The sequence below is a fragment of the Actinoplanes regularis genome (assembly GCF_900188005.1).
Classification (GTDB): Bacteria; Actinomycetota; Actinomycetes; order Mycobacteriales; family Micromonosporaceae; genus Actinoplanes; species Actinoplanes regularis.
The window spans coordinates 633,648-658,935 of sequence record NZ_FZNR01000002.1; the positions used below are offsets into that span (position 1 = coordinate 633,648).

Genomic DNA, 25,288 nt, shown 5'->3' on the forward strand with positions numbered 1-25,288 from the left:
GTCCGTCGCAGATCTCTTGGCAGCCCAGCCGGCCGATCGGGCAACCCTGGATCCTCTGACAGTCCGCCGGGCTGATCCGTCAGTCATAGATCGCCTCCACCGTCCATTGACCGGCGGCAAGCGAGAGCAGCACCGCCCGGCCGTCGGCCAGGGACATCTGGAACCGGGCTCGGCGCCGGGCCTCCTCCGGCACCCACCAGCGCTCGTCGATCGGCCACGGGCCGGTCCAGCCGGTGATCGGCAGCGGTGCCGAACGGTCGACGGTCAGGACGGTGGGGGTGCCGGTGAGCTCGAGGCGCGCGGACACCCCGACCGGGAGGCCGGTCTCGTCGTGGACGACCGCCGGGATCGGCTGCGGCAACACCATCGCGGGAGACGGCCGCGGGAGACGACCGGGCCACGGCGGCAGCAACGGCGGACGGGCCTTACGGCCCCGGACGACGACGGTCGCGGTGGGCCGCGCCGGCTCCAGGCTTTCCGGCCGTACGTCCGAAGCAGCGACCGCGCCGTCGTCAGCGGCCGCCTCCGATTGCGCGGCAGGCGCCTCCGACTGCATGCCAGGCGCTTCCTGCGGTCCGGTGATCAGGCGCAGGTGGGAGACCGAGGCAAGCCGTTCCCCCGGGCTCTCCCGCGGCGCCGCGCTGTCCCCCGTGGACGGCCTGGTTCGAACCGGGCCGGCGGGGACGGCCGGGACCGGGAACCGCCGCGAGCCGGGCAGGTCCGGAGCGATGGCCCGGTCCAGCACCGGAACGGTGACCAGGCCCGGGATCGGATCGTCGTGCGGCGCGGCCGGACGGCTCGGTGACCGTTCGTCGCCCCACGGCACCAGGCGGATCTGGTCGTCTCCGGAACGGCCGCCCCCGGCCACCGGCGTCACCACCGCTTCCGGCCCGAGCAGGCCCTGCACCCGGCTGAACGCCCGGTGCGCCCGCTCCCGCTCGGCGCCGGCGTCACCCCACAGGCCGGGTTGCAGGCCCGCGTGCGCCAGGATCCCGTCCGGGATCAGGCTCAACCGGACCAGACCGGCGGTCGGCCGGGCCGGCCCGTTCCGGCGCGCGCCGGTCAGCCAGCCGTCCAACTGCCAGCGCACCCGTTCGGCGATGGCGGCCGCGGTGAGCAGGCCGTCATGCCGCCACACCCGGTGCAGCTCCTGGCCGTCCGCGGTGACCGCCTCCACCCCGAGCCGGGTGCAGGCCAGCCCGTACCCGGCCAGCCGCTCATGCAGGCGCTCGGCCAGCACCCGGCCGGCGAAGGCGGCGGTGTCCACCCGGTCCAGCGGCTCGTCGTAGGTCTCCGAGACGGCCAGATCCGGCGGCGGCCGCCGGACCGCGAGCGGCCGATGGTCGGCGCCCCGGGCCAGCTGATGCGCCAGCGCCCCGTCGAAACCGAACCGGGTCAGCACGTCCCCGGCCGGCAGCGCGGCGAACTCGCCCAGCGTCTTCGCTCCGAGCCGGCGCAGCAGGTCGGTGAGCTCGGGCCGCTCCAGCGCCTCGACCGGCATGTCCGCCAGGAACCCGGCGGTTCCGCCCGGCTCGATGATCCGCCCGCTACGGGCCGCGATCCCGGCCGCGAACACCCCGTCCGCGATCCCCACCTGACTCTCCACCGCGCAGGCCTGCGCGATGTGCTCGACGATCCGCTCGGCGGCGGCCTCCTCGCCCCCGTAGTACCGGGACGGCCCCCGCGCCACGAGCGCACACGCCCCCGGCCGGACCACCTCGACTCCGGCCGCGACCTCCTCGACCGCGGCCACCACCGGCTCGAACGCCCGCGCGTCCCGCCCCGGATCGTGCTCCACCACGATCAGCCGCGAGCACCGCCCCTGCGCGTCCCGCCTCCGGAGCCCCCGGCGCACGGTCTCCCGCCGAGCCGCCTCGGAGCAGGCCAACACCCGATTGTCAGCGAACACCGCCACCGGTTCCGCCGCCGGCACCCCCAGCACGATCTCCGCGGCGACCACCGGCCAGTCCGGACACCAGACCAGCAGTGTCCTCACCCCGTTCGCCATCACCCCATCACCCCGGACTCCGCCGGCACTCCACGCCGCTTCCGCGAAGCCCCGGGCGAAGCCGCTCCCCGTGGCTGCCTACCCGCCCGGCCCCGAGCCGGGCCGCCCGCCCGCGAGCGGGACGACCGCGCGTCCGCGCCGGCCCCCTCCGCCGTCCCCACGACAATCAGCCCCGCCTCGCGCTCCTCCTCCGCTTCAGCACCGCCAACGCCGTGACCGCATACGTGCGCCGGACCGCTCGACCCATTGCGATCTTGGCGACCTACGCCCAGACAGCAGCCACAACTTGCCAAGATCACATCGCAAGCGGCGGTCTGCGCAACGGTGGTCACCGCGGTAGGCGGCGGGGCATCACCGAGGGACAGCGCCGGAACGGCGTGGAACGTCCCGCCATCCGAGGTCGACGACGTTGCGGCGGCACGGACGCCAAGGGCTTCAGAACGAGTCCGCGATGCCTCGGTGCGAACGCCAACCGCATCGGAACGGACCCGGGATGTGTCAGGACGAACGCCAGCGGCGTCGGGACGGACCCGGGATACCTCGGAACGAGCACCAACATCGGAACGAACCCCGGATACGTCAAGACAAGCGCCAGCGGCGTCGGGGGCAGATCGGGATGTAGCGGGGGCGTCAGGATGAGTCTGGGGCGTAGCGGGGCGGGATGCCGGGGTGGCCGGGCGGGCTGTCAGGCCCGGCATCCAGAGGGTGAGCTCCTTGGGGCGGGCCGCCGCGCCCCGGCCGTTGGCGACCACGGTGACCTCGCGGCGGCGCAGGCGGCCCCAGCCGTCCCCGAGCCCCTCCCAGTGACCACCGCTGACCCGCAACGTCACGTCCGCACCGGACCAGTCACCGAACGGCACCAGCACGCTGCCGCGCTGCCGGGCCCGGGCCGCCAGCCGGCTCACGACGGACCCGGACACCGGCCCGGGAACCGCCGTGACCACCACGTCCACACCGTCGATCAGCGCGGCCACCACGGTCGGCCAGTCCGGTCCGGGCTCGGGCACCAGCGCCAGTCGCTCCAGCGCGATGCCGGTCTCCGCCGCGGCGAGCGCACCCAACGCCGGCAGCCCGACGACCGCACACCAGGAACCGGCCCGCGACGCGGCCGCGAGCAGGGCCAGCATCAGCGACGTCCCGCCGCCGGCACGCGCGGCCCGGCCGCCGGCCACCGCCACCGTGCTACCCCGCCGCAGTCCACGCCCGGGCAGCAGACTGCCCAGTTCGGCCGCGACCGGCAGCATCCGGTGCGCGCCCGGCTCATCCGCCTCGCTCGCCGGTCGAACCAGCCCAGCAAGGGCGGCCGTCCCGCTGATCATGCGCCCTGCCATCGTGCCCCGCTCTGTTCCCCGTGTGTTCCTCAACCGCGGCGACACCCCTCCACCCGAGCCGCACTCCCTATCCGCCTAAGCCGCGCACCCTCCCGAACCGCACGCCTCTCCCCAGCGGACCGCACACCCCTCCACCCGAACCGCACGCCCCGCGCACTCCGCCGCCCGAGGCACACGCCCCGCGCACTCCGCCGCCCGAGGCACACGCCCCGCGCGCCTCTCCCCAGCGGGCCGCACACCCCACCACCCGAACCGCACATCCCTTCCCGCCTGGCCACACGTCCTCCCGATCGGGTCGCGCGCACCCCTCCGGCGCGCGACCCGGGGACCCGCACTCGGAGCGGGCTCAGAATTTCGGTCCGGAGGATCTGGAGGAGAAGTGCGGCTCGGCGGCACCGGGTCTGGTGAGGCGGTGACCGATGGTGCCCGGCTTGGTGTGCCTGGCCGGGCGGTACCTGACCGGGCACCATCGGAGATCAGCGGAGCCGGCGATGCCAGGGGTTGCCACACGCAACCCGGGCACCTCACCGGTCCGCGATGTCGGCATGGCGGGATCTCGGCCGATGAGATCGGTCAGGCGGCCAGTGGTGGCTGGTAGGAGAGGCCGAGGGAGGACTCCGCCACCGCGACGAACTGTTCGGCCGCGCGCAGCAGGTCGTCCGCCTCGCGGGCGCTCACCACGTGGGGAATGCCGGCCTCGGCGGCCGCGCGCTTGCCGGCGCCGAGGGCGAAATAGCCCGCCCAGTCACTGAACTCCGGCGCGACCAGCACCAGCAGCGACCAGACGCTGGTCGCCCTGGTACGCCGCCCGGGTGCGGCCGGGCGGGCCCGGGCGGCGAGCAGAGCCGCGGCCGCGCGCAGGGCGGCCAGGTGAGCCGCCGCGTATCGCAGGCCGTCGGGAGTGGTGTGCGCCGCCTCGGTCAGATCCTGCCGGGCGATCGCCAGCAGCTGGGCCGGGGTGCGGTGGGGCAGCATGTGCGCCGGGACCGTTGGCATGTCGGCCCGGACGCTCAAGCCGGGCGTGCCAGCCTGAGCGGCCAGACCAGGCGTGCCAGCCCGAGCGGTCAAACCGGAAGCATCGGCCCGAGCGGCCAGACCGGACATATCAGTCCGAGCGGCCAGGCGGGATGCGCCGGCCCGAGCAGCCAGACCGGGCAGGTCGGCCGGGGCGGCTAAAGAGGACGTGTCGGGTCGAGCGGTCGAACCGGGCGTGCCGACCCGAGCAGACAGACCGGGCATGTCAGGCTGAGCGGGTATATCGGTCCGAGCAGCCAGACCCGGCGTACCAGTCCGAGCAGCCAGACCGGGCATGTCGGGCCGAGCGGTCAAGCCGGGCGCATCGGCCCGAGCAGATAGACCGGGCATGTCAGGCTGAGCGGTCAAGCCGGGCGCATCGGCCCGAGCGGTCAGACCGGGCGTGTTCGCCTGGCCCGGGACCGACATCAGGCCGGGGGCTGTGGTGCTCGCCATGGTCGTTTCTCCTCGCCTGTTCCGCATCCGACGTGCTGGCCGAACCGGACCGCTGCGGAGGAAGACGCAACGGCCAACCCGAAACCGCTCCCTTCCGGGAACGGCCGTGAGGCCGGTGCCGGGGCTCCACGGGCAGTGGGAGCCCCGGCCGCAGACCGGCCGGATGTGAAGCTTCCCCACACCACACCCGGCCGGACACTGCCGGCGGGTCCGCCGCCCGCCACCGGGGGTCGGGGGCAACGAGCGGCGGCCTGCCTTTGTCACGAGGCCCGAACCCGCGAATGCCCGGACCACGCAGTGCGGCACTTCGCGGTGCCGCACCCGGAAGACACGCCGCGAAACACGCTCCCGGGAGCCAGAGCGAACACCCTTTCGAACATCCGTTCTAACTACAGCAGAGACTAACACTCGCCTACGACAGGAACGCAAGCTTCACGACGCCCTCGGCGACCACTTTTTCGAACAAGTGATCGACACCTTTGACCGCCGGGAAGTGACTTCCGGGGTGGGCGAGGGCGCGGAGGCCCGCTCAACCGCCGGCGGCCCGTACGACCGCCTCCCCCGCGGCCGTACGCAGGTAAAGCACACTCCGCCCAGCCCGGCGCCGCGTCACCAGCCCCGCCTCCAGCAGCACCCGCAGATGCCCACCGACCGACCCCAGCCCCAGCCCGGTGATCGCCACCAACTGACTGGTGCTCCTCGGCTGCTCCAACTCCACGAGAACCCGCGCCCGCCCCGCCCCGACCAACCTCCCCAGCGACCCCGGCACCACCCGCCCGGCACCGGGATCCGCCAGCACCCCCGAGGCCCGGTAGATCAGCGCATACCGCAGCGGACGCGGTTCCTCCCAGGAGGCCCACCCCCGCCTGAGCGTGTTCGGCACGAAGAGCAACCGTGCGCCGGAGATGTCGCGCGGCGGATAGTCGAACGCGTTGATCTGCAGCCGCCCATCCCCCAGCCACCGCATCCCGTCGCGCAGCCCGTCCAGCGCCGCCTGCCACCCGCCCAGGCTGAGCTGCCTGGTCCGGGCCAGCACGTCCGCCTCCAGGAGGCGCCGGCGCCGCGGCCAGTCCGGTTCGATCGCCGTGTGCCAGATCCAGGTCAGCAGGTCCGCGATCCGTGCACCGAGATCGTCCCGGTCCAGTTCGGACGGCAGCCGCCCGCCGAGACCTTCCGCGATGTTCCGCCGGGCCCGCGGGGCGGGTGTCGCCCGCACCACCGCGACCTCCGCCTCGAACGGCTGCTCCAGCTCAGTGGGGGGTGGCGCGACGAAGTCGGCGATCCAGTGTGGCCGCAGCGCCGCCTCCACCAGCGCCGCGGTGAGCGGATCTCCGGCGAGCCGCTCCAGGTAGGCCGGCCGGTACGCGCGCAGCCACTCCCGCTCGAGCGGGAACTCCGCGGCGTTCCAGCGCAGCGACATCAGCGCGGCGGTCGTCTCGGCCAGCGGGGAGAGCACGAATCGGCTGGTCGCGAGCGTGTCGGCGTCCACCTGCCACCAGCCCATCGGGCCACCACCTTTCGTCCCAGCGCGAAACATTAACCGTCCGGCGGGCGGGCCCGAAGACTGACGAACCATGCGTACCTACCGCCAGTTGTTCCGTACGCCGGAGTTCACGCCGATCTTCACCGCCACCTGCCTGCAGAGCGCGGCGGCGACGGTGACCGGCCTGGCGCTGGCCACCGACGTCTACGCCCGCACCGGCTCGCCGTTCTTCGCGGCGGTGAGCATGTTCGGCCCGTCGCTGGCGCAGCTGGCCGGCGCGACGCTGCTGCTCTCCGCGGCCGACCGGTGGCCGCCGCGCGCCGCGGGCGCCGGGCTCGCCCTGCTCACCGCCGTGCTGACCGCTCTGCTGGCGCTGCCCGGCCTGTCGATCGCCGGGGTGTTCGCGGTGCTGCTGGCGATGGGTCTGGCCGCCTCGGTGAGCGGCGGGGTGCGGGCCGGGCTGCTCACCGACGTGGTCGCGGACTCGTACCTGCTCGGCCGTTCCGCGCTGAACATCTCCAACGGCGCGATGCAGATCGCCGGGTTCGCCGCCGGGAGCGCGCTGGTGACCGTGCTGTCGCCGGCCGGGACGCTGCTGACCGGCGCCGGGGCCCACCTGGTCGCGGCGCTGGTGATCAGGACGGGGCTGGCCCGGCGGGCTCCGCGCGCCACGGGCCGGGCCTCGGTGGCGGCGACGTGGCGGGTCAACGCGCGGTTGTGGGCGATTCCCGGGATACGACCGGTCTACGCCGGACTGTGGCTGCCCAACGGCCTGATCGTCGGCTGCGAGGCGTTGTTCGTGCCGTTCGCGCCGTCCGGTGCCGGCCTGCTGCTGGCCGGTTCGGCGCTCGGCATGCTCGCCGGGGACGTGCTGGCCGGGCGGTTCCTGACGCCGTCCTGGCGCCGGCGTCTCGCCCCGTTCCTGCGGCTGCTGCTGGCCGTGCCGTACCTGCCGTTCGCCCTGCACCCGCCGATGGCGGTGGCGGTCGCGCTGGCGGTGGTGGCGGCCGTCGGTTACTGCTCCACGCTGCTGCTCCAGGAGCGCCTGGTGGAGCTCGTCCCGGAGGAGAACCGCGGGCAGGCGCTCGGCCTGCACAGCTCCGGCATGCTGACCATGCAGGCGGTGTGCGCGGCGGTGGCCGGCGTGCTCGCCGAGCTGACCTCCCCGGCCACCGCGATCACGCTGCTGGCTGGCGGTTCGGTCGCGGTCACCCTGCTCCTGGCGCCCGCCCTGCGACAACCGGCGGCGACCCTCCCGTTCGCCAGTCCTGCGAATCGCCCAACCTAGTCCGATCTTGGCAAGCCAGGCCCGGATGGCAGCCACAACTTGCCAAGATCACGCCGGAAACGCCGCGGGCGCCCCACGGCCGTAAGCGGCGGCGGACGCCGCAGGCGCCCTACAGCCGTGAGCGGCGGCGGACGCCGCAGGCGCCCTACAGCCGTGAGCGGCGGCGGACGCCGCAGGCGCCCTACAGCCGTGAGCGGCGGCGGACGCCGCAGGCGCCCTACAGCCGTGAGCGGCGGCGGACGCCGCAGGCGCCCTACAGCCGTGAGCGGCGGCGGACGCCGCAGGCGCCCTACAGCCGTGAGCGGCGGCGGACGCCGCAGGCGCCCTACAGCCGTGAGCGGCGGCGGACGCCGCTGGCGCCCTACAGCCGTGAGCGGCGGCGGACGCCGCGCGAGATCACCACGGGGCTCGGCCGAGAGGCCCTCGCACGGGACCCCATCGGTCGTACCGGAGAAACGGTGTGAACAGCGACCGGAAGCGGACCGTGAGCTATCCGACGTGAACCCTGGGACGACGGGCCGGATCCGGCTCGCTCTGCCGCAGGATCTCCCGGACCACCGGCGCCGTGTCGCCGCGACCGAACAGCAGATAGCGGAACAGGTGGCCGAGCGGGCTCCCCTCCGCCCACTCGAAGTAGCAGTGCGGCCGCACCCCGGTCACGTCCCGGAACGCGAGCAGCACCGCCGCGATCGAGTTCGGCACGGCCGGGCTCTCCATCCGCAGGATCCGGTGCCGGCCCACCTTGACCCCGCGCACCTCGAGGACGTCGCTGAACTCGGAGGGATCGACCACGTCGATCTCCAGGAAGAGGATGTCGGCCCGGCCCGGCACCGGGTTCATGCCGCGCTGCTCACCCTCCTTGGCGTCGTACTCCGCCTCGTCACCGGCCTGCCGCTGGTTGGCCACGATGTTCAGCTCGCCGTCGTGCTCGATCGAGTCGGTGATGAAGCGCCGGGCCTCCTCGTCGAACTCGATCCGGTCGGTGCGCAGCTCGGTGGTCCGGGTGACCCGGGAGATCAGCGAGACCAGGATGATCCCGCCGATGAAGACCGCGGAGATCGCGATGCCGTCCGGCTTCTCGATGATGTTGTCGATCAGCGCGTAGAGCAGCACCAGGGTGAGCACGGCGAAGCCGAGGCCGGCGCCGCGCTGCCGGGCCCGCAGCGCCGAGATGGTGACCGCGACCGCGCCGGAGACCATCATCGCCAGGATGCCGGTGGCGTACGCCCCGGCCTGCGCGTTCACGTCGGCCTTGAAGGCGATCGTGATGCCGACGCTGATCACCGTGTAGACCAGCACCACCGGCCGGACCGCCCGGGCCCATTCCGGCGCCATGCCGTAACCGGGCAGGTAGCGGGGCACGATGTTGATCAGGCCGGCCATCGCGGAGGCCCCGGCGAACCAGAGGATCAGGATGCTGCTGATGTCGTAGACGGTGCCGAAGCCCTCGCCGAGGTACTCGTGCGCGACATACGCGAGCGCGCGCCCGTTCGCCTCCCCACCGGCTTCGAAGGCGGCCGGCGGGATCAGCACCGTGGTCACGAAGCTGGTCGCGATCAGGTAGACGCTCATGATCGCGGCCGCGGTGGTGAGCAGCTTCCGGGTGTTGCGGACGCGGGACTCCAGCCCGTCGGACTTGATCAGGGGCATCATGCTGACCCCGGTCTCGAAGCCGGAGAGCCCGAGCACCAGCGCCGGGAAGGCCAGGATGGACGGTCCGATCAGGTCGGCGAACCCGCTGCCGTGCTCGGTCAGACGATCGGTCCAGGTCGCGAGCATGCCGGGGGTGTCGAAGACCTCGACCATCCCGACCACCGTGATCACGGCGTTGAGCAGCAGGAAGACGGCGACCAGCGGGATCGCGAGACCGACCGCCTCGCTGAAGCCGAGCAGGAAGATGAAGCCGAGGACCAGCAGAAGCAGCACGGTGATCAGCACTTCGTGACCGTGCAGGGACGCCGGCATGTACGGGTTCTCCGACATGTGCACGGTGGCGTCCGCCGCGGAGAGCGTGATCGTGATGATCCACGAGGTGCAGACGAAGCCGAGCAGGACCAGGACGAAGATCTTGCCCCGCCAGAACGGCAGCAGCTTCTCCAGCATCGCCACCGAGCCCTGCCCGTGCGGGCTCTCCCGGGCCACCCGCCGGTACATCGGCAGCATGCCGAGCAGGGTCAGCGCCACGATCAGCAGGGTGGCCAGCGGCGACAGCGCGCCGGCCGCCAGCGCCGCGATGGCCGGCAGGTAGGAGAGCGTGGAGAAGTAGTCCACCCCGGTCAGGCACATCACCTTCCACCAGGCCTGCTCATGCGCGGGGTTCTCGGTCTCCGGGCCGACCGGCTGCACCCGATGGGCCAGCAGCCAGCGGGACAGCGCGTGCGGGGACGCTGGCTCCCGGACCGGCTCCACCACCGCCGGAACGTTGATCTCGGATTCCATGCCACCCTCTCCCTGAATCATGCGGATGTCAGGATGCACCAGAACCACAACGGGCCGCGGCCCAGGAGGCGTGATGACGCAGACAATCGTGATCACCGGAGGAAGCTCCGGCATCGGTTTGGCCGCCGCCCGGCAACTGGCGGCCAGAGGCGACGAGGTGGTGCTGGTCGGCCGTGACCCCGACCGCCTGGCGGCGGCGGTCGAGCAGGTCCGGGAGGCCGGCGGCGGGCGGGAACCGCGGCACTTCCAGGCCGATTTCGAAAAACTCGACGACGTACGGGGGCTGGCCGACCGGCTGCTCGCCGACGTCCCGGAGATCGACGTCCTGGCCAACAACGCCGGCGGGATCATCAGCCAGGCCCGCGAGACCGTGGACGGCTTCGAGGCGACCATGCAGGCCAACCATCTGGCCCCGTTCCTCCTCACCCACCTGCTGCGCGACCGGCTGGCCGGCGGCCGGGTGGTGAACACCGCCTCCCGAGCGCACGCGCAGGGCCGGCCGGGCACCAACTTCGTCGACGACTACCGGTCCTACAGCTCGTGGCGGTCGTACGGGGCCAGCAAGTCGGCCAACATCCTGTTCACCGCCGAGGCCGCCCGCCGCTGGGAGGACGTGCTCAGCGTCTCCTTCCACCCCGGCGTGGTGCGCACCAACTTCGGCGCGAGCCGGCTGACCCGGCTCTTCTACCGGTACGCGCCCGGCCTGGTCCCCCCGGAGCAGGCCGGTGAGCTGCTGACCTGGCTCTGCACCGCCCCGGCCGGGGAGCTGGAGAACGGCGCCTACTACGTGGGCCGCACCGTCGCCCGGCCGGCCGCGCACGCCCGCGACCCGGAGCTGGCGGCCGGTCTGTGGGCGGCCAGCGCCGCGGCGACCGGCCTGGACGAGCGGCCCGCCGGGTAGGTTGACGCGATGGCCGACGAGCGCGCTCCGCTGGTCACCCTGCACGTGTGGCGGGTGCCACGGCGCGCCGTCGGCTCGGCCCTGCTCCGCATGGCCGTCACCCGGCGCCGACCGGCCGGGGTGCGCTTCGGGAAGCTCCTCGGCACCGGCGCCGGAGAGAGCTTCGGGCCCGGCGACGCGGACCTGACCCGGTGGGCGGTGATCACGGTGAGCGATTCCCCGGTACGGTTCCCCGCCTGGGACCGGATCGCGGAGAGTCACGCCCGCCTCGACCTGGAGCCGCTGACCAGCCGGGGCACCTGGTCCGGCCGGAACCCGTTCCAGCCGACCGGCCGTCACCACGACGGTCCGGTGCTGGCACTGACCCGGGCGCGGCTGCGTCCCACCCGGGCGCTCCGGTTCTGGCGGGCCGTCCCGGCGGTGGCCCGGGAGGTGTCCGCCGCGCCCGGGCTGCTCGCCCGGTTCGGGATCGGTGAGGCACCGATCGGCTGGCCGGGGACCGTCAGCGTGTGGCGCGGCGCGGCGGACCTCACCGCGTTCGCGTACCGTCAGCCGGAGCATCGCGCGGCGATCGCCCGGACCCCGGTCGATCGCTGGTACGCCGAGGAGCTGTTCGCCCGGCTGGCGGTGCGCGGGATCAGCGGCGACAGGTCGGTACTGGGCTGGGCCGAGGGACGGGAGCACACAGCGCGATGAGGCTCGTAGCGTGGCAGCCGGACGACCTGCTGCGGCGGCTCGACGACGTGGTCGGGGTCTACGGCGAGGCGATGGGTTACCGCCAGGAGCTGTTGCAGACCCGCCGGGGTTACATCGGGTCGCACGTGCGCCGGCCCGGCTTCCGGGCGGTGGCCACGCTGACCACCGAGGGCCGGTTGATGGGTTTCGGGTACGGCTACACCTCGGCCCCCGGCCAGTGGTGGCACGACCAGGTCCGGTACGCCCTGGGTGAGGAGTCCCGGCGGCAGTGGATGGCCGACTGCTTCGAGGTGGTCGAGCTGCACGTGCGCCCGACCGCCCAGGGTCACGGGGTCGGCGCCCGCCAGCTGCGGGCCCTGCTCGCCATGGCCAAGGGGCGGTCGGTCCTGCTCTCCACCCCGGAGGCCGACGAGCAGCTGTCCCGAGCCTGGCGCCTGTACCGCCGCTACGGCTTCACGGACGTCCTGCGGCACTTCTACTTCCCGGGTGACGAGCGCGCGTTCGCCGTCCTCGGCCGGGAGTTGCCGCTGGTCGAGCGCCCACTCGAGGATGCACCCGGCGTAGCCGGCGGCTGAGGGGTGCCGGCCCGGTGGCTGCCGTGGGGACTGCTCGCGGCGCTCGTCCTGACGCAGATCTGCTATCCACTCACCGAGGGTGACGCCCGGGCCCGGCTGACCGTGGTCACCGTGCTGCTCGGTGTCGCCTTCTCGCTGGTGCACGCGCTGCTCGCGCGGGGCCCGCGGGCGGCCGTGGCGCTGGTGCTGAGCGCGATGGCCGGCGGGTTCGTGGTCGAGGCGATCGGGGTGGCCACCGGCTTCCCGTTCGGCTCCTACGAGTACTCCGGCCGCCTCGGTCCGCGCCTGCTCGGCGTACCGTTGATCATCCCGCTGGCCTGGACCTGGATGGCCTGGCCGGCCTGGCTGGCCGCGCTGCGTCTCGCACGGCGCCGAGCGTCGCGCGTCGCGATCGCCGCCGCCGGGCTGGCCGCCTGGGATCTCTTCCTCGACCCGCAGATGGTCGCCGAGGACTACTGGCGGTGGCGGGATCCGTCACCCGCGCTGCCCGGGGTGCCCGGCGTGCCGCTCGGCAACTACCTGGGGTGGCTGGGCTTCGCAGTGCTGCTGATGGCCGCGCTCGCGGCCGCCGCCGGCCGGGCCACGGCCGGTCCGCTCAGCTCCGACGCGCCGGCTCTGGCGCTCTGGCTCTGGACGTACGCTTCGTCGGTGCTCGCCCACGCCGTCTTCCTCTCCCTGCCCGCCTCCGCGGCGTGGGGCGCGGTGATCATGGGTGCCGCGGTCCTCCCCCTGCTGCTGCGCCCGCGCCTCCCGGCATGACCGCCGTCTGGCCGATTCTGGTGCCGTTGCTGCTGCTCACCGGCCACACGCTGATCAACGCGCTGCTGCTGCGCCGCCCGCGCCGGGACGCGACCACCGCCGAACGCGTCGCCGTGCTCCTGCCGCTGCGCGACGAGGCCGCCCGGGTCACCCCGTGCCTGCGGTCCCTGCTCGCCCAGCGGGGCGTTCCGGACCTCACCGTGCACGTCCTCGACGACGGCTCGACCGACGGGACCGCCGAGGTGGTCCGCGCCGTGGCCGGTGACCGGGTCCACCTGCACGCCGGGGACCCGCCGGCGCCCGGCTGGCTGGGCAAACCGCAGGCCTGCCGGCGGCTGGCGGACCTCGCCGGCGACGCCGACGTCCTGGTCTTCGTGGACGCGGACGTGGTGCTGGAGCCGGACGCCGTCGCCGGGGCCGTCGAGCTGCTGCGTCGTACCGGGGTGACGCTGCTGAGTCCGTACCCGAAGATCGTCGGTGCCGGGCGGCTGGTCCAGCCGCTGTTGCAGTGGTCCTGGCTCACCTTCCTGCCGCTGCGCGGCATGGAACGCTCGCCGCGCCCCTCGCTGGCCGCCGCCGGCGGCCAGTGGCTGGTCCTGGACCGGGCCGGCTACCAGCGGGCCGGCGGCCACACCGCGGTGCGCGGCGAGATCCTGGAGGACCTCGCCCTGGCCCGCGCGGTGAAGCGGTCCGGCGGGCGGATCGCGCTCGCCGACGGCTCGCGCCTGGCCACCTGCCGGATGTACGACTCCTGGCGCGACCTGGCCGACGGCTACGCCAAATCGCTGTGGGCGTCCTTCGGGTCCGCGGCGGGTGCGACCGCCGTCGTGCTCGTCCTCCTTCTCCTGTACGTCGTCCCACCGCTCGCCGCCCCCGGCTACCCGCTCCCGGCCCTGGTCGCCTACCTGCTCGGCGTCACCGGCCGGGTGATCGCCGCCCGGGCCACCGGCGGCCGCGCCCTTCCCGACGCCCTGGCCCACCCGCTCTCGATCAGCCTGTTCGCCTACCTGATCGCGCGCTCCTTCCACCTGCGGCGCCGCAACCGGCTCACCTGGCGCGGCCGCCCCGTCCCCTGACCGCAAGCTCCCCGAGCCGGCCACCTCGGCGCGACAAGAGTCCGGGCATCACGGATCATCCTGGGATGAGCGAGATCGTGGTGATCGGGGCCGGCGTCGGTGGAATGGCCGCGGCCGTGCGGCTGGCCGAGGCCGGGCACCGGGTCACCGTCCACGAGCAGTCCGGCGACGTCGGCGGCAAGCTGGCCGGCTACGAGCGGGACGGTTTCCGCTTCGACACCGGGCCGAGCCTGCTCACCCTCCCGGACGTCTTCGCCGAACTCGGCCTCGACCTGCGCCCCGAGCCGCTGGATCCGGTGGTCCGGCACTTCTTCCCGGACGGCACGACCCTGGACTCCTCCGCCGACCACGAGGTCTTCCTGGAACGCGTCGCCGCGGCGTTCGGTGCCGAGGCGGCCCGGGACTGGGCACGTTTCTGGCGCCGGGCCGAGCGGATCTGGCACGCCTCCTGGGAGTCCGTGCTGCGGCGCCCGGTCACCGCGGCGTCCCTGGCCCGGCTCTCCTGGCGGCTCGGCGACCTGGCCGCCATCGCGCCGGGCCGCTCGCTGCGCTCGCTGGGCCGGCACTATCTGCACGATCGGCGGCTACGGATGCTGCTGGACCGCTATGCCACCTATGCCGGCGCGGATCCGCGCCGGGCGCCGGCCGCGCTGGCCGCGATTCCCTACGCCGAGCTGGCCTTCGGCGGCTGGTACCTGCCGGGCGGCCTGGTCACCATCGCCGATTCGCTTCGCTCTCGCTGCGCCGATTCGGGCGTACGCATCGAGCTCCGCTCGCCCGTCGCCAAGATCGCGGCGGATCGGCGCGTCCGCGGCGTCCACCTGGCCGACGGCACTTTCGTCCGCGCCGACGTGGTGGTCTCCAATGTGGATGCCGTCACGCTCTACCGGGACCTGCTGCCCCGCCCGCGATCCCTGGCCGGGCTGGCCGACCGGAGCCTGGCCGGGTTCGTGCTGCTGCTCGGTGTACGCGGGGAGACCCCGGAACTGGCCCACCACAACGTCTTCTTCCCACGGGACTACGACGCCGAGTTCGACGCGGTGTTCGGTGGCCCCGGCCGGCGGGCGCGCCCGGCCGGCGATCCGACCGTCTTCGTCACCCGGGCGACGGATCCGGCGGTCCGGCCGGCCGGGCACGAGGCGTGGTTCGTGCTGGTCAACGCGGCACCGCAGGGCACCGGCTGGACCCAGGTGGACTGGCGGCGGCCGGGGCTGGCCGGGGCGTACCGGGATCGGATCCTCGACGTGCTGGCCGCGCGCGGCCTGGACGTACGGGATCGCCTGGTGTTCGCGGAGGTCCGGACGCCGGCCGCGCTGGCCGAGGCGACCGGGACGCCGGGCGGCGCGATCTACGGCACCGCGGGCGGCCTGCTGCGTCCCGCCAACCGCGGTCCGGTGGAGGGGTTGTTCCTGGTCGGCGGCTCAGCGCATCCCGGCGGCGGCCTCCCGATGGTCGCCCTCTCCGCCCAAATCGTCGCTGGGCTGATCGGCGTCGCCTTCGGCTCGCGGGCGTTGCGCCCTTAGCGGCCGATGTCGAGAGGCCCGAAAACGACCACGCTTCGCTAGTCGTTTTCGGGCCTCTCGACATCGGCGGGCGCAACGCGAGTGGGATCCGGCTGGACCACGCGGTGCTTGCGGCTTCGGGGCTTCGGGTTTCGGGGCTTCGGGGTGGTGGGCGTGGTTAGGGGCGAGTATGGGCGGCCAGGAAGGCTTGGGCGATGCCGGCGGCCAGGTCGGCCGGATTCTTGGCGGCGATCGCCTGACCGCCGGTGGCTTTGGCCATGCGCTGAAGTGCCGGCATGTTCGCGTCCGGACCGTAACCGACCGCGATCACCGGGACCTGTTTCGCCGGAGTCACGCCGCCCGTCAACTTCTTGAGGAAGTCCGCATCGGACATCCGGTACTTCGTCCCGCCGTCCGAGCCGTCGGTGAGGACCACGACCACGGTCGCCGCCTTCGGCTTGAGGTGCCCCCGCATCTCCGCGACCCCGTCCAGGACCGTCTGGTAGAGCGGCGTCCCCGCGTTCACCACCGGCCGGTACCCGCCGATCTTCGCCGCCAGCTGGTCACGCCGGAGCTTGCCGCCGGTGCTTCCGAGGATCGGCCCGAACGCCACCTCCTCGGTGTGCGCCGGGCTGTCCGGCCGGGGCGTGCCGAAGAACCACATGCCGAGGCTGGTGTCGTCGCCGAACAGCTGCGCCGCGCTGGCGCCGGACTCGCGCAGCAGCGAGGCCTTGGTGACGGTCCGCCCGGACCGGTCGGTGATCTTCTCGTTCATCGAGCCGGACGCGTCGATCATCAGCAGCACCTGGAACGCCACCGCCTTGTAGCCGGCCCACTGCCGGGCCGGGCCGATCAGCGCGCCCGGGTCGGCCGGCAGCTTCAGCGCGCCCTTGGTCGCCCCGGTCCGGAACCCGGCCGCGGTCAGCGCCTCTGCGGTGATCGCCGCGCGCAGGCGCTTGGCCAGGTCGGCCGGGGCGCCCTTGCGCGTGGCGTACGGATAGTCGGCGTCCACCTGCCCGTCGGCCGGCGGCGCACCGGCCAGCCGCACGTCGTGCCCCGCCTTCTCGTACCCGAGGAACTGCTGTTCGGTGATGGGGAAGACGCCCACCTCGTAGGCGGCGGCGGTGGAGTCGGTCTGGCCGGCCATCTGGCCGAGCAGCCCGGTCGGGTCGACCGCCGCGTTCTCCAGCCGGCTGCGCAGGGTCAGCGCCTGCAACTGACCGATCCCGGCGTCCGGGTTCGCTTTGGCGGTGGCCTGGTGGATCGCGTAGACGGCGAGCAGACCGGTCGTGGTGAGCGTCGGGTCGGGCATCCGGACCGCCGGCAGCCGCTTCTGGATCGTGCCCTGCACCAGCCCGGTCCAGGAGGTCGCGCCGTTCGGGGCGAACAGGCCGCTCATCGCCTCGGGTCCGACGATCATCAGCGGTGACCAGGCGAGCGGGGCACCGGCGGCGGTGTAGACCCGGCCCCGCGACTTGGCGACGGCCAGCCAGGCGCTGCTCGACGGCACCCAGACGTCGGGCTGGGATTCGGCGGCGAGCGCGGTGCCGGGCTCGACCGCCTCCACGGTGACCTCCGAGCAGCGCTGCCCGGGCTGGCTGAGGGTGCCGGCCGCCCGCTGGATCACCGGGGCGATCTCGGGCGCGGCGGCGACCCGGAGCTTCGGCTCGGGGCAGGGCGGCGGGGTCTCCCGCGTCGAGGCCGGCGGTGGCGCGCTGGGCTGGGCGACCGGCGTACCCCGGTTGCTCATCAGACGCCAGGCGATCCCGCCGGCGGCCAGCAGAACCAGGACCACCACCGCGGCGGCCAGCAGGGCGCGCGCCCGGCCGGGAGGCGGGTCATGGTGCGGCTGGCTCCACTCGATCCGATCCGGCAGTCGTGGGTCGGGCCACTCGTTCTCGGACATGCCACCTCGACATCGCGTGAAGATCGACAAGTATCAGTAAAGGTCGAGACCGATGGTTGCGGATAGTAGTCCGGGATCCAGGTCCCGCAAGGGTCCCTAAGCTTCTGCAAAACATCTCGGCACATCCGTGACCGTCAAGACATCAACCGGGGCGTGGCGATCGCGATCACGATGAACTCGCCGTCTCCGCTGAGGCCAACGGGCTCACGGCCCCACCCGCCGTAGATCCGGTCCACCCGGAAGCCCGCCTCCCGCAGCGAGTCGCGCAGCTCCGGCTCGGTACGGAAACGCAGCGTGGCCGAGTTCGCCAGCTCCCGCTCGTCGGAGAATCGGTAGCGCTCGGTGACGTGCACGGTATTCCTCCCGAACTCCTCCACCTCGCTCCACGCCTCCACGGCGTCGCCGTCGTCGAGCACCACGGTGCGCCGCGAGCCATCCGGATCCCACAGCTCCCACGGCCGGCGGGCCGGGTCCCGGCTGTCGAAGACCAGCCGGCCCTCCGGGACCAGCGCCCGGCGCAGCCCGCGCAGCACCGCATCCCACTCCTCGTCGCCCACGAAGGACTCGGCCACGTGACCGGTCATGAACGCGGCGTCGAGGGATCTGACGGTCAGCCGGTCGGCCGAGCCCTGCAGCCACCGCACGCGCCCGCCGCCGGGCTTGCGCCGGGCCGCGGCCAGCGCGGCGGGCGCCGGGTCGACCCCGGTGACCTCGTGACCGGCCTCGGCCATCGCGATGGCGAGCCGGCCGGTGCCGCAGCCCAGGTCGGCCACCCGGTGGGCGGAGCGCTCGGCGAGAACGGCCATGAAGAAGTCGTCCTCCCAGCCCCAGGGACACTCGGCGTCATGGACGTCGACGAGTCGTGGGTCGTGGAGTTCGCCATGCCACACACCCAGGACTTTAAACGCGCGGTGGGCAGTTGACTACCCTAAGTGGACGGAGGTTCAGAGAGCGCGTACACCGAACGGCAGCCCACCGGAGGCGATGTGCTCCAGGACCACCTCGCGCAGCGCCGCGGCCGCGTGCGGCAGCACCACCGCCCGGCGCTGGGCCAGCGCGATCGTCCGGCGCATGCCGGGCGGCGCCAGCGGCGTCGCCCGCAGCAGCGGCCGGTTGGCCAGCACCATGCTGGGCACCAGCGCGACACCGAGGCCCGCCTCGACGAAGGAGAGCACGGCGTCCATCTCGCCGCCCTCGACCGCGAACTTGGGGGTGAAGCCGGCCCGCTCGCAGGCGTGCAGGGTGACCTCGCGGATGTCGTACCCTTCCCGGAACATCACCATCGGGGTGTGCCGCAGCTCGCTCAGCTCCAGCTGTCGGGCGACGGTCGGCGGCGGCCCGTCCGCGACCGAGGCCACCACCAGGCTCTCCCGGACCAGATCGGTGGTGACCAGCGCGGCGTCCACGCCGTGCTCGGGCTGGACGATCAGGGCCAGGTCGAGGGAGTGTGCGAGCAGGCCCGCGATCAGGTCCTGCGAGCTGCCCTCACTGATGTACAACTTGACCCCGGGGTGGTCGGCGCGAAACGTCTTGAGCACGGTCGGCACCAGGGAGGAACAGAGACTGGGGGTGGCGCCGAGGCGCACCTCGCCCCGGCGCAGGCCGACGATGTCCTGCACCGCGTCGCGGGCGGCGTCCGCGTCGGCGACGATCCGCTGAGCCATCGGAAGCAGGGTCTCCCCGGCCACGGTGAGGGCGACCGCACCGCGCATCCGCTCGAAGAGCGGCGCTCCCAGCGACGTCTCAAGGGTGTGAATCTGCTTACTCAACGTAGGCTGCGAGACGCCCAAAATGTCCGCTGCTTGGGTGAAGTGTCGGGTCTCGACCACCGCTAGGAAGTACCGGAGTTGTTGCAGCTGCACAGTAATAGCCTATAGCTATGACCGCCCGCCCGATCATGCATTAGACGAATGGCCTAGGACTTCTTACCGTCCAGACTGTGGCGGTAGATACTCCAATTCCCAAGACCAAGAACGCGGCGGGGGCGACGGCAACGCCCACCCCGCGCAAGGTGGTCCGGCCCTCGTCGATCACTCTGAAGATCATCATGGCCGTCAGCGGCATCCTGCTGGTGCTCTTCCTCTACGTGCACATGGTCGGCAACCTCAAGATCTTCTTGGGTGACGTCGAGTTCGACCACTACGCGCACTTCCTGCGGTCGCTCGGCACGCCGGTCCTGCCGGAGATGTGGTACCTCTGGGCCCAGCGGATCGCCCTGACGGTCGCCGTGGTCGCGCACATCTACACCGCAGCCGTGCTGACCGTGCGCGCCAAGAAGGCCCGCCCGGTGAAGTACGCGCACCGCCCCAAGATCCAGGGCAGCTACGCCGCCCGCACCATGCGCTGGGGCGGCGTGATCGTCTTCCTGTTCATCATTTACCACATCCTCGACCTGACCACGGGCACGGTTAACCCGAACGGGGACCCCGAGCACCCGTACGCCAACGTGGTCGCGGACTTCGCGCCCGAGCGCTGGTACGTGACGCTCTTCTACGTCCTGGCGATCGTGGCCGTCGGCTTCCACCTGTGGCACGGAATCTTCAGCGCGGCCCGGACGCTGGGCCAGCAGACCGAGAAGGGTCAGAAGCGCGCCAAGACCGCCGCGCTGCTGCTCTCCGCGGTTCTGGTCGTCGGGTATCTCTCGGTGCCGGTCGCGGTGCTGGCCGGATTGGTGGACTGAAATGACTGAGACGGATTTCTGGATCGAGGGCGAGCCGGTCGTCGACAAGGCCGCCCCGGACGGACCGATCGAGACCCGCTGGGAGCGCCGCAAGTTCGCCGCCAAGCTGGTCAACCCGGCGAACCGCCGGAAGCTGACGGTCATCGTGGTCGGCACCGGCCTGGCCGGCGGCTCCGCGGCCGCGACGCTGGCCGAGCAGGGCTACCGCGTCAAGTCGTACTGCTACCAGGACAGCCCGCGCCGCGCGCACTCGATCGCCGCGCAGGGTGGCATCAACGCCGCGAAGAACTACCGCAACGACGGTGACTCCGTCTACCGCCTGTTCTACGACACGGTCAAGGGCGGCGACTTCCGCGCCCGCGAGTCCAACGTCTACCGGCTGGCCCAGGAGTCGGTGAACATCATCGACCAGGCCGTGGCGCAGGGCGTCCCGTTCGCCCGCGAGTACGGTGGCCTGCTCGACAACCGCTCGTTCGGTGGCACCCAGGTGTCCCGGACCTTCTACGCCCGGGGCCAAACGGGTCAGCAGCTGCTGCTCGGCGCCTACCAGGCCCTGGAGCGGCAGATCGGCCTCGGCAACGTCGAGATGAACGCCCGGCACGAGATGCTCGAGCTGATCATCGTCGACGGCAAGGCCCGGGGCATCGTGGTCCGCGACATGGTGACCGGTGAGATCACCACCGAGCTCGCCGACGCGGTGGTGCTCGCCTCCGGCGGCTACGGCAACGTCTTCTTCCTCTCCACCAACGCCAAGGGCTGCAACGTCACGGCGTCGTGGCGGGCGCACCGCAAGGGCGCGCTCTTCGCGAACCCCTGCTACACGCAGATCCACCCGACCTGCATCCCGGAGTCCGGCTCGCACCAGTCGAAGCTGACCCTGATGTCGGAGTCGCTGCGTAACGACGGCCGGGTCTGGGTGCCAAAGGCGCAGAAGGACACCCGCCGCGCCGCCGACATCCCCGAGGACGAGCGCGACTACTACCTGGAACGCATCTACCCGTCGTTCGGCAACCTGGTGCCCCGTGACATCGCGTCCCGGGCCGCCAAGAACGTCTGCGACGAGGGTCGCGGCGTCGGCCCCGGCGGCCTCGGCGTGTACCTGGACTTCGCGGACGCGATCAGCCGGCTGGGCCGCAAGGCGGTCGAGGCGAAGTACGGCAACCTCTTCGAGATGTACCAGCGGATCACCGGCGAGGACCCGTACGAGACGCCGATGCGGATCTACCCCGCGGTGCACTACACGATGGGTGGCCTCTGGGTCGACTACGACCTGCAGTCCACCATCCCCGGCCTGTTCGTGGTCGGCGAGGCGAACTTCTCCGACCACGGCGCCAACCGGCTCGGCGCGTCAGCGCTGATGCAGGGCCTGGCGGACGGCTACTTCGTGCTGCCGAACACGATCAACAACTACCTCGCCGCCGGCCCCTTCCCCAAGGTGACCGAGGCCGACGAGGCGGTCGCCGAGGCGCGCAAGCAGGTCGAGGACCGGATCGAGAAGTTCCTGTCGATCGACGGCGACCGGACCGTGGACTCCTTCCACCGCGAGCTCGGCCACATCATGTGGGAGTACTGCGGCATGGAGCGCACCGAGGAGGGGCTGACCAAGGCGATCGGCCTGATCCGGGCGCTCAAGGAGGAGTTCTGGGCGCGGGTCAAGGTGCCCGGCAAGGGCGAGGAGCTCAACCAGAACCTGGAGAAGGCCGGCCGGGTCGCCGACTTCATCGAGCTCGGTGAGCTGATGTGCATCGACGCGCTGCACCGGCGGGAGTCGTGCGGCGGCCACTTCCGGGCCGAGAGCCAGACTCCGGACGGCGAGGCGATGCGCCACGACGACGAGTTCGGCTACGCGGCGGCGTGGGAGTACTTCGGCGCCGACGGCCGGCCCACCCTGCACAAGGAAGATCTCGTCTTCGAGTACGTCCACCCGAGCACGCGGAGCTACAAGTAATGGACATCAAGGTACGGGTGTGGCGTCAGTCCGACTCCAACGACCGGGGCCGGATGGTCGCGTACGACGTCAAGGACATCTCCCCGGACGCGTCGTTCCTGGAAATGATCGACGTGCTGAACGAGAAGCTGATTCTCGACGGTGACGACCCGATCGCGTTCGACCACGACTGCCGCGAGGGCATCTGCGGCGCGTGCAGCATGGTAATCAACGGCGTGGCGCACGGCCCGGAGAAGGCCACCACCACCTGCCAGCTGCACATGCGGCACTTCTCCGACGGCGACGTGATCGACGTCGAGCCGTGGCGCGCCGCCGCGTTCCCGGTGATCAAGGACCTGGTGGTCGACCGCACCGCGTTCGACAAGATCATTCAGGCGGGCGGCTACATCAGCGCCCCGACCGGCACCGCGCCGGACGCCCACGCCGCGCCGGTGCCGAAGAAGGACGCGGACGCCGCGTTCGAAGCGGCCACCTGCATCGGCTGCGGCGCCTGCGTGGCGGCCTGCCCGAACGGCTCGTCGATGCTGTTCACCGCCGCGAAGATCACCCACCTCGGGCTGGTGCCGCAGGGCCAGCCGGAGCGGGACAGCCGGGTCGTCGACATGCTCCAGGCGCAGGACGACGCCGGCTTCGGCGGCTGCACCAACATGGGCGAATGCGCGGAGGTCTGCCCGAAGGGCATCCCGCTGAGCCTGATCGGCCGCCTCAACAGCGACTACCGCAAGGCGATCGCGAAGAGCTGAGCCCCGGCTCTCCCGGTGGTCGGACACAGCGTGGTGTCCCGCCATCAGGCCCCCGGAATCTCCAGGTGCCCGGCACAATGGCGTGCCGGGCGCCCGGTTCAAGGCCCGCGGTCTCCGCGGGCTTCCGCTTTTCTGACACCCAGATCAAAATCCGTTTCCCGTACGTCCGGTGAGCCCGTCCGACTGGGGAGCCAGGGCGGCGGCGATCGCCATCGTGTGCTGGTACTCGCGCCAACCGGCGAGCAGGCCGTCCCTCGTGCGCAGGACCCCGATGAACGGGGCGGACGCCCGCACCCCGGTGACGTCGTGCCTGCCGACCAGCTCGTACTCCACGATGATCACGTCCGGGTCGCCGGTCTCGTGGATGACGACGTCCCGGCAGTCCTCGAACCGGACCGGGAAGCTCGCCCGGCCGGCCCGCGCCTGCTCCAGCACGCGCTCCCGGCCCACGGTGCGGGTGGGCCGCCCGGGAGCGGCGAACGGGGTCTCGACCACCACGTCGTCGGCGAGACCCACACCGTCGTAGGTCGGCTCGCCGGCCAGCCACTGCTCTCGCATCCGGGCGAAGATCTGCTGCGGCGTCACGGTGCACCTCCGATTAAGATGAGCTATGACTCGACTTAGCTGTCGCCGAGAATAGTGAGTGGGGACTCGACTTGCCAGAGCACCGGCCTTCCGGAGATGACGGGCCGCCGCTGCGCGCGGACGCCCAGCGGAACCGGGCACGCATCCTGAACGCCGCCGAGACGGTCTTCGCCGAGCTCGGAGCGAACGCGTCGACCGAAGAGGTGGCGCGCCGGGCGGGGGTGGCGATCGGCACCGTGTTCCGCCACTTCCCCACCAAGAACGACCTGCTCGCGGCGATCATGAAGCAGCTGCTCGCCCGGCTGGTGGCCGAAGCCGGCGAACTGAACGGGCCCGCCGGGCTGTTCGAGTTCTTCGAGCGACTGGTGGCGCAGGCGGCGGAGAAGCGCTCGGTCGTCGAGCTACTGGCCCGGGCCGGGATGGACCTCCGGCTGCCGGACGCGGTCGGTCGCCTGGAGCAGGCGCTCGGCGGGCTGCTGGCACAGGCTCAGGCCGGCGGGACGGTGCGCCCGGAGGTCGCCCTTCCCGAGGTGATGGCGCTGCTGATCAGCGTGTGCCAGGGTGCCCTGCACGGTGGCTGGGAGGAGGGCCTGCAGAAACGCACACTGGGTGTCATCTTCGCCGGTCTGCGCCCCGCCGCCGGCTGACAGCCACCGACCACCCCGCGAGCGCGGACCGTTGATCCGCTGGAGTTCGTAGCGGACCGCTCCGCGGATCACGTGCTGCGACACGGCGCCCGACCGCCGTCAGCGGACCGCTCCGGCCCACAGATCACGCACCCCGACACGGCACCCGATCGCCGTCAGCGGGCCACTCCGGCCCACCGATCACGTGCCCCGACACGGCACCCGATCGCCGTCAGCGGGCCGCTCCGGCCCACCGATCACGCACCCCGACACGGCACCCGATCGCCGTCAGCGGGCCACTCCGGCCCACCGATCACGTGCCCCGACACGGCACCCGATCGCCGTCAGCGGGCCGCTCCGGCCCACCGATCACGCACCCCGACACGGCACCCGATCGCCGTCAGCGGGCCACTCCGGCCCACCGATCACGTGCCCCGACACGGCACCCGATCGCCGTCAGCGGCCGCCCAGGCCCCCGTGGAGAAACGTCGTCAGCGTCTCGATGGCCTCCTCATCGGTGAGCGTCCGGCCGAGGTCGGGGCGGCTGGCCTCGGAGAGCCAGGTGGACGCGAAGCCACTGATCGTCACGGCGAAGAGGGACGCGGAGACCAGCGGGTCGCCGGGCAGCCTCAGCTTGGACAGATGGTCCACGATGTGGCCCAGGTCGGGCGCCAGCATCTCGCGGCTGCGCTGGGCGAACGCCTCGGAGACCAGGGCCGCCTGCTGCAGCGCCACCATGACGACCCGGTGCCGGCGGTAGACCGACCAGAACGCCGCGACGTGCCAGCGGATCGCGTCACGATCGCGGAAATCCGTGCCGTGCCCGGGCAGTTCGGCGTTCGCGTCACCCTCGGCCAGCAGGTCCGCCAGCAGCGCCTCCAGCAGCGCTTCCTTGCTGGCGAAGTGCTTGTAGAAGGAGCCGGTGGCCCGGCCCGCCTCAGCGGTGATGTCAGTGATCTTGGCGTTCAGGTAGCCGACCCGCTCGAAGACCCGGATCGCGGCCGCCTTCAGCTCGGCCCCGGTCTGCGCCGCCTGCAGCTTGCGTAGGCCCACCTGGCCGTGGAAGCGAGGCTCCTCACGGACACCGGGATCGGGATCGCCCTCTTCACGGGTGGCATCGCCGTGGAAGCGGGGCTCCTGACTTCCGGGATCGCCGTGGAAGCGGGGCTCTTCGCTGCCATCGGGATCGCTGTGGAACCCCTGCCGCGTCACCGGCCGCTCGGTCTCCACCGTCCGCTCACCACCATCCGAAATCCCGGCACCTTGACGGGA

20 protein-coding genes and 1 pseudogene are annotated in these 25,288 nt (G+C 72.5%); 11 read left to right on the forward strand and 10 right to left on the reverse strand.

Features of this window, described 5'->3' with window-relative positions; translation table 11 throughout:
• Positions 1-79 precede the first annotated feature (79 nt).
• The 4 genes and pseudogenes from CHC09_RS07960 to CHC09_RS48325 all read right to left on the reverse strand — a co-directional run bounded on the left by CHC09_RS07960 (position 80) and on the right by CHC09_RS48325 (position 6,313).
• Positions 80-2,008, reverse strand: coding sequence for a Y-family DNA polymerase (locus CHC09_RS07960; protein WP_089292314.1), 1,929 nt, complete (start codon positions 2,006-2,008; stop codon positions 80-82).
• A gap of 632 nt (positions 2,009-2,640) precedes the next feature.
• Positions 2,641-3,339 (reverse strand): annotated as a pseudogene (locus tag CHC09_RS07965) (hypothetical protein); the annotation flags it as partial.
• Between the two features lie 573 nt (positions 3,340-3,912).
• Positions 3,913-4,335 (reverse strand): SAV_6107 family HEPN domain-containing protein, encoded by a 423-nt coding sequence (locus CHC09_RS07970; RefSeq protein ID WP_089292315.1) that lies wholly within the window; start codon positions 4,333-4,335, stop codon positions 3,913-3,915.
• A 1,003-nt stretch (positions 4,336-5,338) separates the two neighbouring features.
• Positions 5,339-6,313, reverse strand: coding sequence for an ArsR/SmtB family transcription factor (locus CHC09_RS48325; protein ID WP_089292316.1), 975 nt, complete (start codon positions 6,311-6,313; stop codon positions 5,339-5,341).
• A gap of 70 nt (positions 6,314-6,383) precedes the next feature.
• On the opposite strand from CHC09_RS48325, the gene CHC09_RS07980 reads away from it, so the two are divergent.
• On the forward strand, positions 6,384-7,580 hold the full coding sequence (locus tag CHC09_RS07980; RefSeq protein ID WP_089292317.1) for an MFS transporter: 1,197 nt from the start codon (positions 6,384-6,386) through the stop codon (positions 7,578-7,580).
• A 489-nt stretch (positions 7,581-8,069) separates the two neighbouring features.
• Here CHC09_RS07980 and CHC09_RS07985 read toward each other — a convergent pair whose 3' ends face one another.
• A complete protein-coding gene (locus CHC09_RS07985) occupies positions 8,070-10,019 on the reverse strand; it encodes an APC family permease (protein ID WP_089292318.1) in 1,950 nt (649 codons plus the stop codon).
• A 73-nt stretch (positions 10,020-10,092) separates the two neighbouring features.
• On the opposite strand from CHC09_RS07985, the gene CHC09_RS07990 reads away from it, so the two are divergent.
• The 6 genes from CHC09_RS07990 to CHC09_RS08015 all read left to right on the forward strand — a co-directional run bounded on the left by CHC09_RS07990 (position 10,093) and on the right by CHC09_RS08015 (position 15,549).
• Positions 10,093-10,920 carry an SDR family NAD(P)-dependent oxidoreductase gene (locus CHC09_RS07990; protein WP_179276978.1) on the forward strand — a complete coding sequence of 276 codons (828 nt, stop codon included), beginning with the start codon at positions 10,093-10,095 and terminating at the stop codon, positions 10,918-10,920.
• 9 nt (positions 10,921-10,929) lie between these two features.
• Positions 10,930-11,616, forward strand: coding sequence for a monooxygenase (locus CHC09_RS07995; RefSeq protein WP_089292319.1), 687 nt, complete (start codon positions 10,930-10,932; stop codon positions 11,614-11,616).
• Positions 11,613-12,191, forward strand: coding sequence for a GNAT family N-acetyltransferase (locus CHC09_RS08000; protein ID WP_089292320.1), 579 nt, complete (start codon positions 11,613-11,615; stop codon positions 12,189-12,191). The genes CHC09_RS07995 and CHC09_RS08000 overlap by 4 nt, the downstream gene beginning before the upstream one ends.
• A gap of 3 nt (positions 12,192-12,194) precedes the next feature.
• Entirely contained in the window at positions 12,195-12,950 is a 756-nt protein-coding gene (locus CHC09_RS08005) for a carotenoid biosynthesis protein (RefSeq protein WP_089292321.1), read from the forward strand.
• Positions 12,947-14,026: a glycosyltransferase family 2 protein gene (locus CHC09_RS08010; protein WP_089292322.1), complete on the forward strand. Its 1,080-nt coding sequence runs from the start codon at positions 12,947-12,949 to the stop codon at positions 14,024-14,026. Before CHC09_RS08005 ends, CHC09_RS08010 begins: the two co-directional genes overlap by 4 nt.
• Before the next feature lie 65 nt (positions 14,027-14,091).
• The gene (locus tag CHC09_RS08015) at positions 14,092-15,549 is read left to right on the forward strand and encodes a phytoene desaturase family protein (RefSeq protein ID WP_089292323.1); all 1,458 of its coding nucleotides are present in this window, start codon (positions 14,092-14,094) and stop codon (positions 15,547-15,549) included.
• A gap of 157 nt (positions 15,550-15,706) precedes the next feature.
• On the opposite strand, the gene CHC09_RS08020 is transcribed toward CHC09_RS08015, so the two are convergent.
• The 3 genes from CHC09_RS08020 to CHC09_RS08030 form a co-directional block, all read right to left on the reverse strand.
• On the reverse strand, positions 15,707-17,434 hold the full coding sequence (locus CHC09_RS08020) for a substrate-binding domain-containing protein (RefSeq protein ID WP_089292324.1): 1,728 nt from the start codon (positions 17,432-17,434) through the stop codon (positions 15,707-15,709).
• 134 nt (positions 17,435-17,568) lie between these two features.
• Positions 17,569-18,324, reverse strand: a complete 756-nt coding sequence (locus CHC09_RS08025; RefSeq protein WP_089292325.1) for a class I SAM-dependent methyltransferase — start codon at positions 18,322-18,324, stop codon at positions 17,569-17,571.
• A gap of 54 nt (positions 18,325-18,378) precedes the next feature.
• A complete protein-coding gene (locus tag CHC09_RS08030) occupies positions 18,379-19,302 on the reverse strand; it encodes a LysR family transcriptional regulator (RefSeq protein ID WP_089292326.1) in 924 nt (307 codons plus the stop codon).
• A 143-nt stretch (positions 19,303-19,445) separates the two neighbouring features.
• Between CHC09_RS08030 and CHC09_RS08035 the strand changes: the two genes are divergently transcribed.
• Genes CHC09_RS08035 through CHC09_RS08045 form a run of 3 tightly spaced genes read left to right on the forward strand, consistent with a single transcriptional unit; the run spans position 19,446 to position 22,805 of the window.
• The gene (locus tag CHC09_RS08035; RefSeq protein WP_275407856.1) at positions 19,446-20,114 is read left to right on the forward strand and encodes a succinate dehydrogenase cytochrome b subunit; all 669 of its coding nucleotides are present in this window, start codon (positions 19,446-19,448) and stop codon (positions 20,112-20,114) included.
• Position 20,115: 1 nt separating this feature from the next.
• Entirely contained in the window at positions 20,116-22,062 is a 1,947-nt protein-coding gene (locus CHC09_RS08040; RefSeq protein WP_089292328.1) for a fumarate reductase/succinate dehydrogenase flavoprotein subunit, read from the forward strand.
• Positions 22,062-22,805 carry a succinate dehydrogenase/fumarate reductase iron-sulfur subunit gene (locus CHC09_RS08045; protein ID WP_089292329.1) on the forward strand — a complete coding sequence of 248 codons (744 nt, stop codon included), beginning with the start codon at positions 22,062-22,064 and terminating at the stop codon, positions 22,803-22,805. The genes CHC09_RS08040 and CHC09_RS08045 overlap by 1 nt, the downstream gene beginning before the upstream one ends.
• Before the next feature lie 144 nt (positions 22,806-22,949).
• On the opposite strand, the gene CHC09_RS08050 is transcribed toward CHC09_RS08045, so the two are convergent.
• Positions 22,950-23,390 carry a nuclear transport factor 2 family protein gene (locus CHC09_RS08050; protein WP_089292330.1) on the reverse strand — a complete coding sequence of 147 codons (441 nt, stop codon included), beginning with the start codon at positions 23,388-23,390 and terminating at the stop codon, positions 22,950-22,952.
• Positions 23,391-23,461: 71 nt separating this feature from the next.
• On the opposite strand from CHC09_RS08050, the gene CHC09_RS08055 reads away from it, so the two are divergent.
• Entirely contained in the window at positions 23,462-24,037 is a 576-nt protein-coding gene (locus CHC09_RS08055; protein ID WP_239138154.1) for a TetR/AcrR family transcriptional regulator, read from the forward strand.
• Positions 24,038-24,472: 435 nt separating this feature from the next.
• Here CHC09_RS08055 and CHC09_RS08060 read toward each other — a convergent pair whose 3' ends face one another.
• A complete protein-coding gene (locus CHC09_RS08060) occupies positions 24,473-25,246 on the reverse strand; it encodes a TetR/AcrR family transcriptional regulator (RefSeq protein WP_218827160.1) in 774 nt (257 codons plus the stop codon).
• Positions 25,247-25,288: the final 42 nt, after the last annotated feature.